The organism is Flavobacterium sp., assembly GCF_029945805.1.
In the GTDB taxonomy this organism is placed as follows: Bacteria; Bacteroidota; Bacteroidia; order Flavobacteriales; family Flavobacteriaceae; genus Flavobacterium.
Genome location: NZ_JAQSDH010000022.1, coordinates 78,090 through 96,251, shown reverse-complemented (window position 1 = coordinate 96,251; position 18,162 = coordinate 78,090). Strand labels below are relative to the sequence as shown.

Here is an 18,162-nt window from a genome sequence, read left to right as displayed (position 1 = left end):
TTATGAGTAAACGATTATTTTATTTGGGCATATTGTTAGTGTTGATCTGTAATTGCACCTCTAAAAACACAGACAAACAAGCTGCGGCGACTAATGATTCTATTAAGAAGTATTTAGCATTAGCCGGAAATGACACTTTAGATTTTAAAGTAAGAGATAAATACAATGATAAAGCATTTTCATTGGTTGATTTGAAAAAGAATGATACGCTTACTCGGTTTTATTTGAGTTCGATTTCTTATAATTATGTTAAGACAATGGAAAAAGCTAGCTATAATCAGATCGCTCAATTCCATTTTGTAAAAAGCACTAAGGCCAAAGACACTTTAAACTTAGCAAGGTATTTTAAAAACAAAGCGGAATATTTCATTAATTTATCTGTAAATGATAGCGCATTTTATTATTTACTTAAAACTGAGAGGTTCCATAAGAAATTTAATGATAAAGAACTCTTAGGGAATATATTTCTTAATAAGGGTATTATTCAATTTAAAGTTGGCGATTATGTTGGTTCCGAGGTTTCATTATTAAAAGCTTATTCAAAGTACAAAAAAACTAAAAATAAGGGGAAATTATATGGTACTTTAAATCAACTAGGATTATTGTATAATGAACTTTCAGAATATAATAAATCTCTGTTTTATCATAAAAAAGCATTAGAAACAGTTATAGATTATAACTTAAAAAACATCTTACATCAAGATGCTATATGCTACAATAACATTGGATATTTATATTTGAAGCAACAAAAATATAATATTGCGATAGATAATTTTGAATTGGGATTAAAAAGTAAAGATATTATTAATGATGATGTAGAATTATATGCTCTTTTAAAAAGTAATCTAGCGTATGCGAAATTTAAAAAAAAAGATTATGAATCAGCAATCAAATTCTTATCACAAACACTTGAATTAAGAAAACAACTTGGTGGAAAATCGGTATTAATTAATATTTATATTTTTCTATCTGAATATTATGAAGAAATAGGAGAAAACAAACTTGCTCTAGAATATGCGAATAAAGCTTTGAATGAAGCAAATAATAACTGTAATAAATTAAGTGTACTATATGCCTTGAAACAAGCAATTCATATCGATAAAGAAAAAGCAAATGATTACATAGAAAAATATTTTTTGATTTTTGACAATCTTCAACTAAAAGAGCGCAAATCAAAAGAGCGTTTTGATAAAATTCAATTTCAAACTTATGAAATTACACAAGAAAAAGAAACGGCTATAAAACAGAAATGGATTATAAGTATGGTAGGCTCCTTAATTATTGTACTGATTATATTTCTACTAATTATATTTTGGCAAAGATCAAAACGAAAGGAACTTGAATTACAACAGTCACAACAGAAGGCAAATGAGGAAATCTATGGTTTAATGCTGCTACAAAAATGTAAGGAAGATATAGCGCGTCAAGGAGAGAAAAAAAGAATTGCACTTGAATTGCACGATGGGGTTATGAATAGATTAGCCAGCACAAGACTCAATCTTGGAATTTTGTTTCATAAAAATGATGAACAGACTATTCAGAAATGCATCAACGAGATTGATGGTATTTATCAAATAGAACAAGAAATACGTCATATTGCCCATGATTTGAAATCAGAAGTTTTCAATGAGAAGAATAGTTTTATATCCTTGCTTAAGGAATTTGTAGCAACGCAAAATACGGTTACTAATACTAATTACCTATTAGAGAATGATGATTTAATTGACTGGAATTCTATTTCAAGTAGCATTAAAATGAACTTATATCGAATTATCCAGGAAGCAAGCAATAACATTAATAAGTTTGCTGAAGCAAAAACAGCCGTTATAAGTTTTATACAAGATGAAAATAGCCTTCGTCTCTCTATAACAGATGATGGAAAAGGGTTTAACCCGAAAACCAATTCAGAAGGAATAGGACTTAAAAATATAAAACAGAGAGTAGAATCCCTGCATGGGGAATTAGTTATTCAATCTAAAAAGAATAAAAAAACAGCTCTTAATATCGTTTTTTCGATAAAATAATTATGGAAATGAAAGCTTCATTTTAAGAAGGAATAGCTTTTCATCTTTACTTTATAAATCTAATTTCACTCAAATTTTCATAATATCGGTCAAAACCAATTTGAAGTAAAGTCACTATTGGTAAGCTTTTGTGCCATAATTTCCAAACTCTCAAAAACCATCCACCCAAATTTGACTATCATTCACTACCAAACGGCACTATTCTACCATATACACCCCGGTTGATGGGGATTGGAGGAGACATCCTATTTAGTTTTACATCGTGAAAGTGTTCTGTTGTATCAAAACCAATACGCAGCCCACACATTTAAAACGATAAAAAACACAAACAATAAAAGTCTCAAATTATGAAAAAATTAGCAACAACATTCGGATTATTAGCATTAATGTTAATAGTAACTTCTTTTACTACACCATCTGAAATTGGTGGGCAAGGTACAAAAGGTGATGATGGTAAAGGTCTCGGACAATTCGAGATTGGTGGTCAAGGTACAAAAGGAGATAATGGTAAAGGATTAGGTCAATTTGAAATCGGAGGGCAAGGTACAAAAGGTGACAATGGTAAAGGACTAGGCCAATTTGAAATTGGTGGGCAGGGTACGAAAGGTGATGACGGTAAAGGTCTCGGTCAATAATTTAAAACACAGAAAAAAAGCTACCCTTGTTGGTAGCTTTTTTTTTGAATATATTTGTTTACTTTAGTAAACAAAACATAGCTTTAATTGGAAAAATCTTTTTTCATATCTTTTTTATTTATATTCTTATGTTCTTGCTCAAAAGAGAGGAAGGATACTAAATTACAGATTAGACTTTCTGACAGCATTAATTATTATTTTTCAAAATTTGAATCCCAAGATTTGTCAAATGATGAGAGAAGAAATTACCTTAATAAAGCAACCGTTATAATTGAAAAATCTAATAATTCTTTAAAAATAAGAGAACTAAATTACGACTTAATATCAAAATATTATGAAATTGGTTCATGGAAAAGCTATATGGTAGCTTCCAAAATTTTATTGAAGAATTCTCTAGCTGCTAATGATAAAATTAGTTTAGCAAAGTCTTATAGATCTTTTGGCAATTATTATAATCAAACTCAACGATTAGATAGTGCATTTTATTATTATACCAAAACTGAAAAGATTTATAAAGAAATTAACGATTTTGAGGGCTACTCAACTATTCTCTTAAAAAAGGGATCAATTCAATTTGATGAAAATGATTATTTAGGTGCTGATTTGTCCCTTTCAAAATCGCTAGTTGCGTTAAAGAGAACTAATGAGAATGAAAAGAAGCATTCAATCCTAATTTTACTTGGCTTAAACGCTAATCAATTAAAAGAATATAGTAAATCAATTGGTTATTTTAATGAAGCGTTGAATTTAATAAACGAAAAGGATTTGGATAACAAACAATATCTTGAATCAGTTTGTTTAAGTAATATAGGCTTAGTTTATCAAAATTTAAAAAAACATAAAATTGCAATATCGTATTTCAAAAAAGCATTAAAGTACAATAAATTAGAGAATGATTACCCTATAGCTTACTCCAACATAATTGATAATTTGGGATATTCCAACCTTCAAGATGGAGATTTAAAAAGTTTGCCAGAACTATTTTTAAAATCACTAAAAATTAGAAAAGATGTAATTAATAATTCAGGTATCGTAATAAGTGAAATTCATTTATCTGAGTATTTCCTAAAAATAAATAATAAAAAAAAATCACTAGAATTTGCCAATTTAGCTTTAGAACAAGCAAAGAAAAATAAAAATCCTATTGATTTGCTTTTTTCTTTAAAACAAGCTTCAGTGGTAGATAATGAGCGGGCAGCAAAATATTCAGATGATTATCTTAGAATAACAGATAGTCTTCAAATCGCAGAGCGAAAGTCCAAAGACCGTTTCACACGCATTTCTCTAGAAACAGATGAAATAATTCTAGAAAAAGACAGCTTAGAAGACAAAAACAGAAATCTTCTCTACATTTTTGTAGTCACTTTTATTCTTGTAGCGTTGTTATTTGTGGTTAGAGCACAACGAGCTAGGACTCGCGAACTCTTATTTAAACAAAACCAACAAAAAGCAAATGAGGAAATTTTCAACCTTATGATGTCGCAGCAATCTATTATTGATGAAAGTCGAGATAAAGAAAAGAAACGGCTTGCGCAAGATCTGCATGATGGCGTTTTGGGAAGGATGTTCGGACTTCGCTTAAATTTAGATAGTTTAAACTCAAGCACGGATGAAGGAGCAATGAAAAAAAGGCATGAGTTATTAAATGAACTTAAAATCATAGAACAAGATATTCGTGAAATTTCACACGATCTGAACAGAGAAAAATTGGTTTTAATTAATAACTTTGTTTCCATCGTTCATAATTTATTGGAAGAACAGAAATCATTGCATGAAGCTAATGTAGAATACCATATTGAAACCAAAATTGATTGGGATAAAATAGGAAATGTTATCAAAATTAACATGTATCGAATATTGCAAGAAGGTTTACAGAATATCAATAAGTATGCGTCTGCTGGGGTTATCAAGGTGGACATTAGTGGCGACAAGGAAAATGTCTACTTAAAAGTCCAAGACGATGGAATTGGTTTTGATGTCAACAAGAAAAGCAAAGGAATAGGAATGCAAAATATGATTTCTAGAACAAACGACTGTCATGGAATCATAAACATCACCTCCAAAAAAGGAGAAGGAACTAAAATAATAATCACTATACCAATACAAACCAAAAAACTAATTGAAGAAGAAGTATGACAAATCCAATCCATATTTTAATAGTAGATGATCATCCTTTTATTATTCAGGCCTACCGAAATGCATTGGATAAATACAGCCAGCAAGGATACGAATTTGTTGTAACGCAGGCCAACAATTGTAAAACGGGTTACGAAAGCATTACTGAAGCCAAAATACCTTTCGATGTCGCCTTTTTCGATATCAGTATGCCAGAATATGCGGAAAAGGGAATTTATTCAGGTGAAGATTTAGCTGCTCTGATTAAAATTGAAATGCTCGATTGCAAAATTATTTTGTTGACCATGCATACAGAGTTACTTAAAATAAATAACATCATCAAAAATATTAATCCAAGGGGATTGATTATTAAAAACGACTTGACTTTTGACGAATTGATTTTTGCTTTTGATAAAATCATTAACAATGAAAGTTACTATAGTCAAACCGTTATAAAATTAGTAGGCCAAGCGCAATACAACAACATCGAACTTGATGCTTTTGATAAACAAATATTATTTCATTTATCAAAAGGGGTTAAGACTAAAGATTTGCCACAATATATTCCACTTTCCCTTAGTGCCATTGAGAAACGCAAACTCAACATAAGAGAAATTCTTGAAGTAAAAGGCGGAACGGATATTGATTTAATCAACGAAGCCAAAACAAAAGGTGTCATTTAACGATAATGCGGGAAACCGTAATTGGTCATCAAAAAACAAACCTTAAATTAGCTGCAGATTTTAGGGTTAATACTAGATTTAAGTAGTAATACAAAAGTGTATTGCTAGATTTATCTAAAATTCAGGGGTAAAAGCGGTACTTGAAAAAGTACCGCTTTTTAATTTTTATTCATTCAAAGCATCCCAACCTCTTGCCTTCAAAGGAATTTTCGTGTTGGCTCTTGTAATTAAATGTACACCTTCGCTTTCTTGCGTCAAGTGTCCAATAACCGTAAAATTTGGATTGGCTTTTATCTTGTCAAAATCTTCTAAAGCAATAGTAAATAGTAATTCATAATCTTCGCCACCATTTATGGCTACAGTTGTGCTGTCGATATTGAACTCTTCACAAACATTTATAAATTGCGGATCAACAGGAATTTTTTCTTCGTATAAATTACATCCTACTTTTGATTGCTTGCAAATATGAATAATTTCAGAAGACAATCCGTCAGAAATGTCAATCATCGATGTTGGCTTCACTTCTAATTTTGATAATAATTCTCTAATATCATGACGAGCTTCCGGTTTTAATTGGCGCTCTATTAAATACGTGTAAGCATCCAAATCGGGTTGGTTTTGTGGATTTACCTGAAACACTTGTTTTTCGCGCTCCAAAATTTGCAATCCCATATAAGCCGAACCCAAGTCGCCACTCACAACCAATAAATCTCCATCATTTGCACCATCTCTGTACACTAGTTCATTTTCATCAGCTTCACCAATAGCCGTAATTGAAATTATCAATCCTTTTTGTGATGAGGTTGTGTCGCCGCCAATAACATCTACATTGTAAAATTTGGCTGCCAAAGCAATTCCGTCAAATAATTCTTCCAATGCTTCTAGAGGAAAACGATTGGATACCGCGACAGAAACCGTAATGTGAGTTGCTTTTGCATTCATTGCACAAATGTCGGATATATTTACCACCACTGCTTTATATCCTAAATGACGTAAAGGCATATATGACAAATCAAAATGCACGCCTTCAATCAATAAATCGGTAGAAACAACTACTTTTTTATCTTTAAAGTCTAAAACAGCAGCATCATCACCAATACTTTTTAAAGTGGATGGTTGTTTTACATCAAAATTTTTAGTCAAATGATCAATCAAACCAAATTCGCCCAACTGGGAAAGTGCCGTTCTTTGCGGAGTTTTATCTTCTAGCATAGTCATTGCGAGGAACGAAACAAGGGTATCGTTCAAATATTAAAGTTATACAAAGCGGCAAAGTTACAAAGATGTAAAATCATTTACGGTTTATTTTTGATGATTTAATGAAACTGAAATCGTTCCCTTTACAAATGATTACTATATTTGAGAAATGTAACGTTTTTAACAAAACTGCAACAAATAGCAGATAAATTTTTTACTATTCCAATAAACCGCTAAATATGAAACTAAAAATAAGTAATCTTACTAAAACCTATTCCAATGGAGTAAAAGCATTGGACAATTTGAATCTTGAAATTGGCTCAGGAATGTTTGGACTTCTGGGTCCAAATGGCGCTGGAAAATCGAGTTTGATGCGAACAATTGCCACATTGCAAAAACCGGATTCGGGAACTATTGAGTTTGACGGCATAAATGTCCTCGACAATCAAATGGATTTACGTAAAGTATTGGGGTATTTGCCACAAGAATTTGGCGTTTATCCTAATATGTCTGCCGAAAATCTTTTAGATTATTTTGCAAGATTGAAAGGTATTGCGTCTACTGCTGAACGAAAAGCAATAGTTAAAAGCGTTTTAGAAGTTACTAATTTATATGATGTTCGTACAAAAAATGTAAGCGGTTATTCGGGCGGAATGAAACAACGTTTTGGAATCGCTCAATTACTACTAAATAATCCTAAATTAATCATTGTTGATGAGCCAACAGCCGGACTTGACCCTGCAGAAAGACATCGTTTTTTAAATGTGTTACGCGAAATTGGCACGAATCACACCGTGATATTTTCCACGCATATCGTTGATGATGTTAAAGAATTGTGTCACGAAATGGCCATCTTAAATGGAGGAAAAATTTTAAATCAAAGTACACCCAAAGCAGCAACGGAAGCCTTAAAAGGACAAATTTGGACCAAAGTAGTTGAAAGAGAAGCATTAGAACAACACGAAAAAGAATTCAATCTAATTTCTTCTAATTATAATCAAGACAACACTTTAAATATTAGAGTTTTTAGTATCGAAAAACCTAACGATAGCTTTGTAGAAGCATTACCACAGCTGGAGGATGTTTATTTTGTTGCACTTAAATCAGACCAATAAAATGTTTGGAACCATATTTACATTCGAATTAAAACGATGGTTTAAAAATCCGTCTTTTTATATTTATATCGCTATTTTCTTTGGTTTGTCATTACTGATTATGGGAAGTAGTTTGGGTATTTTTGATAATTTCAAAACGACCACTTCATCCAACGCCTTAGCCAATTCTGCTATTGCGTTAAACGGCATGCTTAATGGCTTGTCGGTCTTTATTTACTTTCTATTGCCATCTATTATTGGCGCTTCGGTTTATAGAGATTTTAAATACAACATGCACTCCATTTTATTTTCCTATCCGTTTACGAAATGGGATTATTTGATGAGTAAATTTTTAAGTTCTTTGCTAGTTGTGATCATCATCACTTTATTTGTTGGACTTGGCGCTTTTTTAGCATCGTTTCTTCCCGGAGTTAATGACGATTTACTTGGACCACACAGATTTTTGGCCTATACTCAGAGTTATTTAATTTTTATTATACCGAATTTAATTTTTTATGGTGTAATTGTTTTTTCTGTAGTTACTATTACTCGAAATATCTCAGTTGGATTTATTACCGTAATCCTATTGCTGTTTTTGCAAGGAATCGTTAGTAGTTTTACGCAAGATGCCGATAATAAATATGTTGTTGCGCTTTTTGAACCATTTGGCTCCGAAGCATTAAGTTATTACACTAAATATTGGACGATTTTTGAAAAGAATGAAAATCTGTTGCCTTTTGAAGGCGTGGTTTTGTATAATCGTTTGATTTGGTTGGGAATTTCAATAGTAATTTTAGGATTAATGTACCGCTATTTCTCGTTTACTCAAACGGCTTTTACCTTTAAAAAAAGTAAAAATAACGATCGAATTACCAAAAATAACTTTGGTGGAATAACTAAAATAAACCTACCTGCTACTCGTTTTGATTTTTCAATGGCGCAAAATTTTAAAAATGCCTGGAGTTTGTCCAATATTGATTTTAAATTCATTGTAAAAAATTGGGTTTTCATCAGTATTGTAATTGTTGGAATGTTATTCATCTTAATTACATCTCTTAGCGCTGGAGCCTTTTTTGGAACCGAAACCTATCCTGTAACGTGGCAAATGCTACTGGTTCCCGGAAGCACTTTTGGGTTATTCATAAACTTGTTAACGTTCTTGTTTGCAGGCTTGTTAATTCATCGTGGCGCAACAGCAAGAATGAATCATTTAATAGATGTTACGCCAACGCCAAACTGGGTGTTGCTATTCTCAAAATTTTTGGCAATCGTTAAAATGCAAATAGTACTGTTGTCTTTAATCATGATTTCCGGCATTTTATTTCAAATCTATAAAGGGTATTTTAATTTTGAAATCGGGCATTATTTATTTGAACTATACGGAATACGATTAATTCATTTCATCATTTGGGCTTTATTGGCGGTATTCATTCAAACGTTATTTAAAAATTATTTACTCGGATTTTTTGTTTTATTACTGCTTTCAATTGGCTTAAGCTTCCTGCCAGCAATTGGAGTTGACCAAGATATATTTATTTTTAATAGTGATCCCGGATTTAATTATTCCGATATGAATGGCTACGGTCACGGATTAAAATTCTACTATTTCTATAAAATATATTGGCTGTTTATTGGAATTGCTCTGTTTGGATTAGCACTCGTATTTTGGACGCGTGGTTTAGGTCAATCGGCTAAAGCCCGACTAAAAGACGCAAAAATTAGAATGAACAAACAAATTGCAATTCCAATACTTGTTTCCCTTCTGGTATTCCTAGGAATAGGAAGTACTATTTACTATCAAGATAATATCGTGAATCACAATAAAACTGGAAACGAACAAGAACTTGAATCGGTCAACTGGGAAAAGAAGTACAAAAAATATGAAAACAGAATACAGCCTCGAATTACAGATGTAAATGTAAGTATGGATTTGTTTCCAAAAGAACGCAATTTTGTGGCCAATGGAAAATATAGTTTGAAAAATAAATCAACACAAACTATCGATTCTATATTCGTAAATCATGGCGAGGAAACCAAAATTTCTTTTAATGTAAAAACCAGATTAGTATCAAAGGACACTATTTATAATTTTGATATTTATCGCCTAGAAAAACCATTAGTCGCTGGAGATTCGATTCAAATGCGTTTCACAGTAAAAAATAAAGCCAACACCTTATTTTCGGATAACTCACCGGTGATTTATAACGGAACCTTCATAAATAATGGAATGTTCCCTTCTATCGGCTATAGTGATCAATCCGAATTGCAAGATGAAGATGTTCGAAAAAAATACGGTTTAAAACCAAAAGATAGAATGGCTAAACCAACGGATAGCATTGCGCGCAAAAACACGTATATAAGTAGCGATGCCGATTGGATAACTTTTGAAACTACAGTTAGCACTTCAGACGATCAAATAGCCATTGCGCCAGGATATTTGCAGAAGCAATGGAAAAAAGACGGCAGAAGCTATTTTCATTACAAAATGGATAAAAAAATGCTCAATTTTTATGCTTATAATTCGGCTAGGTATGAAGTTAGAAAGGACAAATGGCAAGATGTAAATATCGAAATATATTATAATAAGGGTCATGAATATAACGTGGACCGAATGATAAAAGCAGTAAAAAAATCATTAGATTATTACACCGTAAACTTTAGTCCGTACCAGCACAAACAAGTTCGAATTATCGAATTCCCTAGAACGGGTGGTGGGTTTGCACAGTCTTTTGCGAATACTATTCCGTTTTCAGAAGCCATCGGATTTATTGCCGCTGTTGATGATGAAGATCAAAATGCGGTAGATTACCCGTTTGCAGTAACGTCACACGAAGTCGCGCACCAATGGTGGGCGCACCAAGTTATTGGGGCCAATGTTCAAGGTGCAACTTTGTTGTCTGAGAGTTTATCAGAATACAGTTCGTTAAAAGTTTTAGAACATGCTTATGGAAAAACCCAAATGCGTAAATTTCTTAAAGATGCTTTAGATAAATATTTACAAGGCAGAACTTTTGAAAGTGGTAAGGAACAACCTTTGATGTTCAACGAAAATCAGCAATACATACATTACAATAAAGGATCTTTGGTCTTGTATGCTTTGAGTGATTATATCGGCGAAAAAAACATGAATAATGCGTTGAAAACCTATATTAAAAAAGTGGCATATCAAGAATCGCCTTATACAAACTCTATAGAATTTGTTGCCGAATTAAAAAAAGCAACACCCGATTCGCTTCAATATGTTATAAATGATATGTTTGAAACCATAACATTGTACGATAACAGAGTGAAGGAAGCTAAGTATAAGAAATTACCAAACGGCAAATACCAAGTGAATATAGAATTTGAAGTTTCCAAATACAAAGCCGATGATAAAGGGAAAAGAAGCTTTAAAGACAAAAATGGTAAAACGCTTACCTATTTGAAAAAAGGCACAAAATTTCCAATTGAATCTTATCCGTTAGAGGATTACATAGACATTGGCATATTTAATGAGCAAACGGTTAAGGGTAAAAAACAAGACAAAGAACTGTATCTTAAAAAAGTAAAAATTGATAGAATTGATAACAAAGCAACGATAATTGTCAATGAAAAACCGACAGAAGTTGGCGTAGATCCTTACAATAAGTTGATTGATACCAATTCTGAGGATAATAGAAGAACATTATAAAAAAAAGGTGAAGCGAAAGTTTCACCTTTTTTATTTGGTATGAATTATTGAAATAAATTAAATTAAATTAAAATTTAACCATTAAGGAATTAAGGTTGATTAAGTTATGTCTAAATGAAGCTTAATTCCTTAATGGTTCAAAAACTTTTTTTATATAAAAAAAGCCCAACAACTTTCGTTATTGGACTTGTCTATTATCTAGTCTAGTATCTTTTATCTAAAAAAATTAATCATTCAACTTCAAAACAGCCATAAATGCTTCTTGCGGAATTTCAACGTTTCCTACCAGACGCATTCTCTTTTTACCTTTTTTCTGTTTTTCAAGAAGTTTACGCTTACGCGAAATATCACCACCATAACATTTGGCGGTAACGTCTTTACGCAACGCTTTTATGGTTTCACGGGCAATAATTTTTGCTCCAATTGCCGCTTGAATGGGAATATCAAATTGTTGTCTTGGTATCAATTCGCGCAGTTTTTCACACATTTTTTTACCAATATTATAGGCATTACTTTCGTGAATCAAAGCAGAAAGTGCATCAACTGATTGTGCATTTAACAACACATCTAATCGTACCAATTTAGATTCTCTCATTCCAATAGGAGAATAGTCAAACGAAGCGTATCCTTTAGAAACCGTTTTCAATCGATCATAAAAATCGAATACAATTTCGGCTAAAGGCATATCAAAAGTCAATTCAACTCGTTCGGTTGTTAAATACGTTTGATTGGTAATAACACCACGTTTTTCGATACACAAACTCATTACGTTTCCAACATAATCAGCTTTTGTAATAATGGTAGCTTTTATAAAGGGCTCTTCAACGCGATCTAATTTTGAAGGCTCTGGTAAATCGGACGGATTATTAATTACGAACGAAACAGTAGGTTCTTTTTTGGTGTACGCCAAGTACGAAACGTTGGGAACTGTTGTAATTACAGTCATATCGTATTCACGTTCTAATCGTTCCTGAATGATTTCCAAGTGCAACATTCCTAAGAATCCGCAACGAAAACCAAATCCTAAAGCTGCCGAACTTTCAGGTAAAAATACCAAGGAAGCATCGTTCAATTGCAATTTCTCCATTGAAGCACGCAAATCCTCGTAATCTTCGGTGTCAACAGGATAAATTCCGGCGAAAACCATTGGTTTTACATCTTCAAACCCAGTAATCATATTGGTTGTTGGCGTTTTTGCATCCGTTAAGGTATCACCAACTTTTACTTCTTTTGCTTCTTTTATTCCAGAGATCAAATACCCAACATCACCAGTAGAAATCACATTTTTTGGAACTTGATTTAATTTCAACGTTCCCACTTCATCCGCATAATACTCGTTTCCGGTTGCCATGAACTTGATTTTCTGGCCTTTTCTGATTTCCCCATTTTTCACACGGAAGATAACTTCAATACCACGAAACGGATTGTAATGTGAATCGAATATCAAGGCTTGTAAGGGTTCGTCTTTATTTCCTTTTGGATGCGGAATTTTTTCAATAATGGCTGCTAATATATTCTCTACTCCAAAACCAGTTTTACCTGAAGCGTGAATAATATCTTCTAATTTGCACCCTAATAAATCAATAATATCGTCGCTAACTTCTTCAGGATTTGCACTTGGTAAATCTACTTTATTCAAAACTGGAATAATTTCCAAGTCATTTTCTAAAGCCAAATATAAATTTGAAATCGTTTGTGCCTGAATACTTTGAGCTGCATCCACAATCAAAAGTGCGCCTTCGCAAGCCGCAATTGACCGAGAAACTTCATAACTAAAATCTACGTGTCCAGGGGTGTCAATCAAATTCAAAATGTATTCTTCCCCTTTGTAGGTGTATTCCATTTGAATGGCGTGACTTTTTATGGTAATACCGCGTTCGCGCTCCAAATCCATGTTGTCAAGCAATTGCGCTTTTTCTTCACGAGCGGTAACGGTTTGAGTTGCGCCAAGAAGTCGGTCAGCAAGTGTGCTTTTTCCGTGATCAATATGGGCAATTATGCAAAAATTTCTAATGTGCTTCATCTTCTGTATCTGTCAATTACTGGACAATAGGTGTCCCGCATTTAATCCACAAATATAAGGCAAAGTTTTGATTAAAAAAGAACGCAGTAAAAATTAGATAGTGCGCTATTTTTTAGGCTTTTTTTCAGATTGTGATTTGCTCTCCATTACTGTTTTTGTAACAAGTTACGGAGTAGTTTTAGCCTTTGGTTTCTTAATTGATTTTGGTTCAGCTTTCCCTATAAGTTCAGCGTCAGGTTTTGCTGTGTCCGGAAGTACGCTTACCGTTTTTTCTTTTTCAAATTGCTCTACATATACGGCATAATCCGCAGGTTCAATTCGGGCGCCAGTATATTCAGCATAGACTTTGGTAAATTCAGCACCAAAATACAGTATTGCAGCAGTATAATAAACCCAAACCAGTATTATAATTAATGATCCAGCTGCTCCATAAGCAGATCCAGTTCCGCTGTAATTAATGTAAAGTCCAATTAAAAAACGGCCTAACATAAAAAGACACGCTGTAAAGAAAGCACCGGCACGAACGTGTTTCCAAGCAATTTTCGCATCGGGCAGCACCTTGAAAATTACGCCAAAAAGTGTCATAATAACGGTAAAACTTAATAGAAAATTACCAATTTGGAAAATAATCAAAGTAACATCAGGAAAATAATTTTTTAACCATGCGCTTAGTGCTAACATAACCCCATTGACCAACAGGGATACAATCAATAAAAATCCTAACCCAACAATTAAGGAGGAAGAAAGTAAGCGATCTTGAATCAGTTTTAGCCATCCTCGTTTAGGTTTTGCTTTGACTTTCCAAATGATATTGATCGAATCTTGAATTTCGCTAAAAACGCTTGTCGCACCAATTAACAAAGTGATACTGCCAATAATTATTGCAACAGTTGTTTTTCCTGAAAGCTCCATATTTCTGATAATATCTTGAATCTGTAGTGCGGCTTCATTTCCGATAAGGCCGTTTATTTCGCCAAAAACTTGTCCTTGAATCGCTTCACGTCCAAAAAATATACTTGCGAGTGAAATCATTAACAATAACAACGGTGCCATTGAAAACACAGTATAATAGGAAAGTGAAGCACTAAATTTTAGGCCTTTGTCGTCTAAAAAGTTTTGAAGAGTATCTTTAAAAATTCTAAAAGCTACATGCATCGTGAGTTTTGTTTCCATATTAGTATTATCATTCCAAGGTACAAATCTATTTATTTATAGTTTAGTGGGATTATATTATTTTTCGATTTTGTTTTAAAATTACTTCTGTTGTCAAGATTTCTATTTTGTTTAAAAAAGTGTAATTTTGCTAAAAAAAATACAGCTATGCCAAAAATTGGCACTATCCAATTACCCGATTTTCCCTTACTTCTTGCGCCTATGGAAGATGTAAGTGATCCACCATTCCGTAGGCTGTGCAAATTGCACGGTGCTGATTTAATGTATTCCGAATTTATTTCATCTGAAGGATTGATACGCGATGCTATTAAAAGCCGAATGAAACTGGATATTTTTGATTATGAAAGACCCGTTGGTATTCAGATTTTTGGTGGTGATGAAGATGCAATGGCGATGTCAGCAAAAATCGTAGAAACCGTGCGTCCTGATTTGGTAGATATTAATTTTGGTTGCCCAGTTAAAAAAGTAGTTTGTAAAGGCGCTGGAGCCGGAGTTTTGAAAGATGTGGATTTGATGATTCGTTTGACAAAAGCGGTAATCAGAAGTACCAGTCTTCCCGTAACGGTAAAAACAAGATTGGGTTGGGATGAAAGTTCCATTAATATTGATGAAGTGGCGGAACGACTACAAGATATCGGAGTTCAAGCGTTGACCGTACATGCAAGAACCCGTGCCCAAATGTATAAAGGGAGTGCCGATTGGACGCACATTGCCCGAGTAAAAAATAATCCTAGAATTACAATGCCGATTTTTGGAAACGGCGATATAGATTCTCCCGAAAAAGCATTAGAATACAAGAATAAATACGGTTTGGATGGCATGATGATTGGTCGCGCTGCGATTGGTTATCCATGGATTTTTAACGAAATCAAACACTTCTTCAAAACGGGAGAACATTTGGCAAAACCAACAATTGCAGATCGAGTTGAAGCAGCTCGAAATCATCTTACATGGTCAATGGACTGGAAAGGAGAACGCGTGGGAATTGTGGAGATGCGTCGTCACTATACCAATTACTTCAAAGGCGTTTCAAACTTTAAGGAACACCGATTAAAATTGGTTACGCTTGAAACGGCTGAAAGTTTATTTAAAGCTTTAGACGAAATCCAAGAAATCTATGCCGAATATCAGTTTGTTTAATCTAGTAATTTTTTAGTCACACGACTGCTTGCAATCCAGCTAGAGATAAAGCCAAGCGTTACGATGGTTCCGAATACAATCAATACATTTTGAAAGTTGAAGACTACCGGATAAGCTAATGATTCGGTGATCATTATGATTTTAAAGTGTTGTTGAATTAGTACAATGATTATTCCTAAAATCAATCCAATAATGCCACCAATAATAGTCAGCAAACTTCCTTGAAGCAAAAATATTTTCTTCAAATCTTTGATTTCAGAGCCTAAATTATAGAGTGTTTTTAAGTTGTTTTTCTTGTCTAATACCATCATAATCAAAGCACCAATCAAATTGAATAAAGCAATGATAATCACCAAAGTAAAAATAAGATAGACCGCAATATTTTCGGTATTCAGCATCTTATATAAAGTGGCGTTCAATTGAGCACGCGTTTTTACTTCTGTCTTATTCTGGAAAATGCCATTCAGTTTTTCTATAATTGCATTTTCATCAGCGTTTGGCTTCGTTTTAATTTCAACCGCCGAAATCTGATTGGATTTGTATTCCAATAATTCTTGGGTTATAGCCAAATCCGCAAAAACGTACTTAGAATCCAAATCTTCACTGATGGCATAAATTCCGGTTGGAATCAACACCGATTTGTTGAATGCATCTTCTTCGCTTTCAATTACGGCCTTTCCTTTTCGTGGAACATAAACTTCCAAGGAATTGTTGAAATCGAATAATCCAAGAGATAATTTTTGCGAAATTCCGTAGCCAACAACTACTTCAGCTGTGTTGTGTCTGAGCCATTTTCCGTTAAAAAGACTTTTGGCAACATCATTAATTTTGGTGTAATTGGTATCAACGCCTTTCAAATAAGTAACTTGTTCCTTTCCGTCGAAAAAGAAAAGCACACGCTCTTCAACAATTTTACTGTAATAAGCAACGCCATCAATTGCTTTGATTTGACTTTCTTGGTGCGGAGAAATAAAGAAATTTTTTCCTTGAAGTGGCCCAACTTTTAAATCGGGATCAATGGTGTTTGAAAAGGATAAACTGAAAACCCGCAATCCGCTGAAAACAGAAAGAACCACAAAAAGAGCAAGTGTTCCCACAATAATTCCCATCGATGCAATGCCAGTAATAATGTTAATAGCATTGTTTTTACTTTTGCTAAAAAGATAGCGTTGGGCGATGTAAAGCGAGAAGTTCAATTTAAAATTTCTTGCGTTTATCTAAAAGGTCACGATTTTCTATAGGATTTTCTTTACCAGATAATGCACTGTCAATCTTTTCGATATAATCTAAAGAGTCGTCAATGTAAAAGGAAAGGTTCGGCACTTTTCGCAATTGCAATTTTACTCGTTGCGATAAATCGTGCTTAATTAAAGGAGAATTTGTTTTTATGGCTGCCATTAATTCGGCTGCTTTTTCTTGTGGAAAAACACTCAAGTATACTTTAGCAATAGACAAATCGGTAGTTACAATAACTTTAGAAACGGAGATTACAAGGTTTGAAATTCCGTTTTTACGCACTTCACCTTGAAGGATATCAACTAAATCTTTTTGAAGTACACTGCCTATTTTTTTCTGTCTGTTCGTTTCCATCCTGCAAAAATACAATTTTAATGTCAAATACTTAAATGCATTGGTTGGTAATAAAAAAGTAGGCGAACTTTGCGCGCTTTGCGAAAAACTTTGCGAACTTTGCGGTTAAAGTTTTAAAAATGCGTAAAATTGAACACATTGGAATAGCAGTCAATAATTTGGAAACCTCTAATCTACTTTTTGAAAAATTATTCGGAAATCCACCATACAAGCAGGAAGAAGTACAAAGTGAAGGTGTAAAAACGTCATTCTTTATGAATGGACCCAATAAAATAGAACTTTTGGAATCCACAAATGCTGAAAGCCCTATCGCTAAATTCCTAGAAAAGAAAGGAGAAGGAATTCATCATATTGCTTTTGACGTTGAAAATATAGTAGAAGAAATAGAAAGATTAAAAAAAGAGGGCTTTGTTGTTTTGAATGAAATTCCTAAAAAAGGAGCTGATAATAAGTTGGTCGCTTTTTTACATCCAAAAACAACAAATGGAGTGCTAATTGAACTTTGTCAAGAAATCCAATAAAAAGACTTGCTTTGAATAAAAAATAGTGCTAATATTGCATCCTCAATATCGTTTTTACTATATTGAAAGTAGGTCCTATAGCTCAGTTGGTTAGAGCACCTGACTCATAATCAGGTGGTCCTTGGTTCGAGCCCAAGTGGGACCACAGTAAATAAGACCTCAAAATATGAGGTCTTTTTTATTATTTAAAACTGGAAGCGATTATACAACGTTAATATGTGTATGTTATCGATTTTTTAACTATAATATTGAATATGTTAGTGCGCAGGTTTGCGAGACATTAATTTTCTATTAACT

Annotated in this window: 13 protein-coding genes and 1 tRNA gene; 9 read left to right on the top strand and 5 right to left on the bottom strand. The window is 33.3% G+C overall.

The features are described from left to right. Window positions 1-2: 2 nt before the first annotated feature. The 4 genes from PSU83_RS05505 (at window position 3) to PSU83_RS05490 (ending at window position 5,457) form a co-directional block, all read left to right on the top strand. A complete protein-coding gene (locus PSU83_RS05505; protein WP_300587686.1) occupies window positions 3-2,024 on the top strand; it encodes a tetratricopeptide repeat-containing sensor histidine kinase in 2,022 nt (673 codons plus the stop codon). 347 nt (window positions 2,025-2,371) lie between these two features. After that, window positions 2,372-2,659, top strand: a complete 288-nt coding sequence (locus tag PSU83_RS05500) for a hypothetical protein (protein WP_300587681.1) — start codon at window positions 2,372-2,374, stop codon at window positions 2,657-2,659. Between the two features lie 87 nt (window positions 2,660-2,746). After that, entirely contained in the window at window positions 2,747-4,795 is a 2,049-nt protein-coding gene (locus tag PSU83_RS05495; RefSeq protein WP_300587678.1) for a tetratricopeptide repeat protein, read from the top strand. Then, window positions 4,792-5,457 (top strand): response regulator, encoded by a 666-nt coding sequence (locus PSU83_RS05490; RefSeq protein WP_300587674.1) that lies wholly within the window; start codon window positions 4,792-4,794, stop codon window positions 5,455-5,457. The genes PSU83_RS05495 and PSU83_RS05490 overlap by 4 nt, the downstream gene beginning before the upstream one ends. Before the next feature lie 165 nt (window positions 5,458-5,622). Here the strand turns inward: PSU83_RS05490 and thiL are convergent, their stop codons facing one another. Further along, window positions 5,623-6,669, bottom strand: a complete 1,047-nt coding sequence (gene thiL / locus PSU83_RS05485) for a thiamine-phosphate kinase (protein ID WP_300587967.1) — start codon at window positions 6,667-6,669, stop codon at window positions 5,623-5,625. A 224-nt stretch (window positions 6,670-6,893) separates the two neighbouring features. On the opposite strand from thiL, the gene PSU83_RS05480 reads away from it, so the two are divergent. Both PSU83_RS05480 and PSU83_RS05475 read left to right on the top strand, forming a co-directional pair. Continuing rightward, window positions 6,894-7,769: an ABC transporter ATP-binding protein gene (locus PSU83_RS05480; protein WP_300587671.1), complete on the top strand. Its 876-nt coding sequence runs from the start codon at window positions 6,894-6,896 to the stop codon at window positions 7,767-7,769. A 1-nt stretch (window position 7,770) separates the two neighbouring features. Continuing rightward, window positions 7,771-11,418, top strand: coding sequence for a M1 family aminopeptidase (locus PSU83_RS05475; RefSeq protein ID WP_300587668.1), 3,648 nt, complete (start codon window positions 7,771-7,773; stop codon window positions 11,416-11,418). 226 nt (window positions 11,419-11,644) lie between these two features. Here PSU83_RS05475 and lepA read toward each other — a convergent pair whose 3' ends face one another. Beyond that, window positions 11,645-13,441, bottom strand: a complete 1,797-nt coding sequence (lepA, locus tag PSU83_RS05470) for a translation elongation factor 4 (protein WP_300587665.1) — start codon at window positions 13,439-13,441, stop codon at window positions 11,645-11,647. Between the two features lie 165 nt (window positions 13,442-13,606). Next, window positions 13,607-14,614 (bottom strand): YihY/virulence factor BrkB family protein, encoded by a 1,008-nt coding sequence (locus PSU83_RS05465; RefSeq protein ID WP_300587662.1) that lies wholly within the window; start codon window positions 14,612-14,614, stop codon window positions 13,607-13,609. A 147-nt stretch (window positions 14,615-14,761) separates the two neighbouring features. Between PSU83_RS05465 and dusB the strand changes: the two genes are divergently transcribed. Further along, window positions 14,762-15,754, top strand: coding sequence for a tRNA dihydrouridine synthase DusB (gene dusB, locus PSU83_RS05460; RefSeq protein ID WP_300587660.1), 993 nt, complete (start codon window positions 14,762-14,764; stop codon window positions 15,752-15,754). Here dusB and PSU83_RS05455 read toward each other — a convergent pair. Both PSU83_RS05455 and rbfA read right to left on the bottom strand, forming a co-directional pair. After that, window positions 15,751-16,950, bottom strand: a complete 1,200-nt coding sequence (locus PSU83_RS05455; RefSeq protein WP_300587657.1) for an FtsX-like permease family protein — start codon at window positions 16,948-16,950, stop codon at window positions 15,751-15,753. The two genes, dusB and PSU83_RS05455, sit on opposite strands and share 4 nt — an antisense overlap. A 1-nt stretch (window position 16,951) precedes the next feature. Beyond that, on the bottom strand, window positions 16,952-17,344 hold the full coding sequence (gene rbfA, locus PSU83_RS05450) for a 30S ribosome-binding factor RbfA (protein ID WP_300587654.1): 393 nt from the start codon (window positions 17,342-17,344) through the stop codon (window positions 16,952-16,954). 119 nt (window positions 17,345-17,463) lie between these two features. On the opposite strand from rbfA, the gene mce reads away from it, so the two are divergent. Beyond that, window positions 17,464-17,865 (top strand): methylmalonyl-CoA epimerase, encoded by a 402-nt coding sequence (mce, locus tag PSU83_RS05445; protein ID WP_300587651.1) that lies wholly within the window; start codon window positions 17,464-17,466, stop codon window positions 17,863-17,865. Between the two features lie 71 nt (window positions 17,866-17,936). Next, window positions 17,937-18,010, top strand: a tRNA-Ile gene (locus PSU83_RS05440). The last annotated feature ends 152 nt before the right edge of the window (window positions 18,011-18,162 follow it).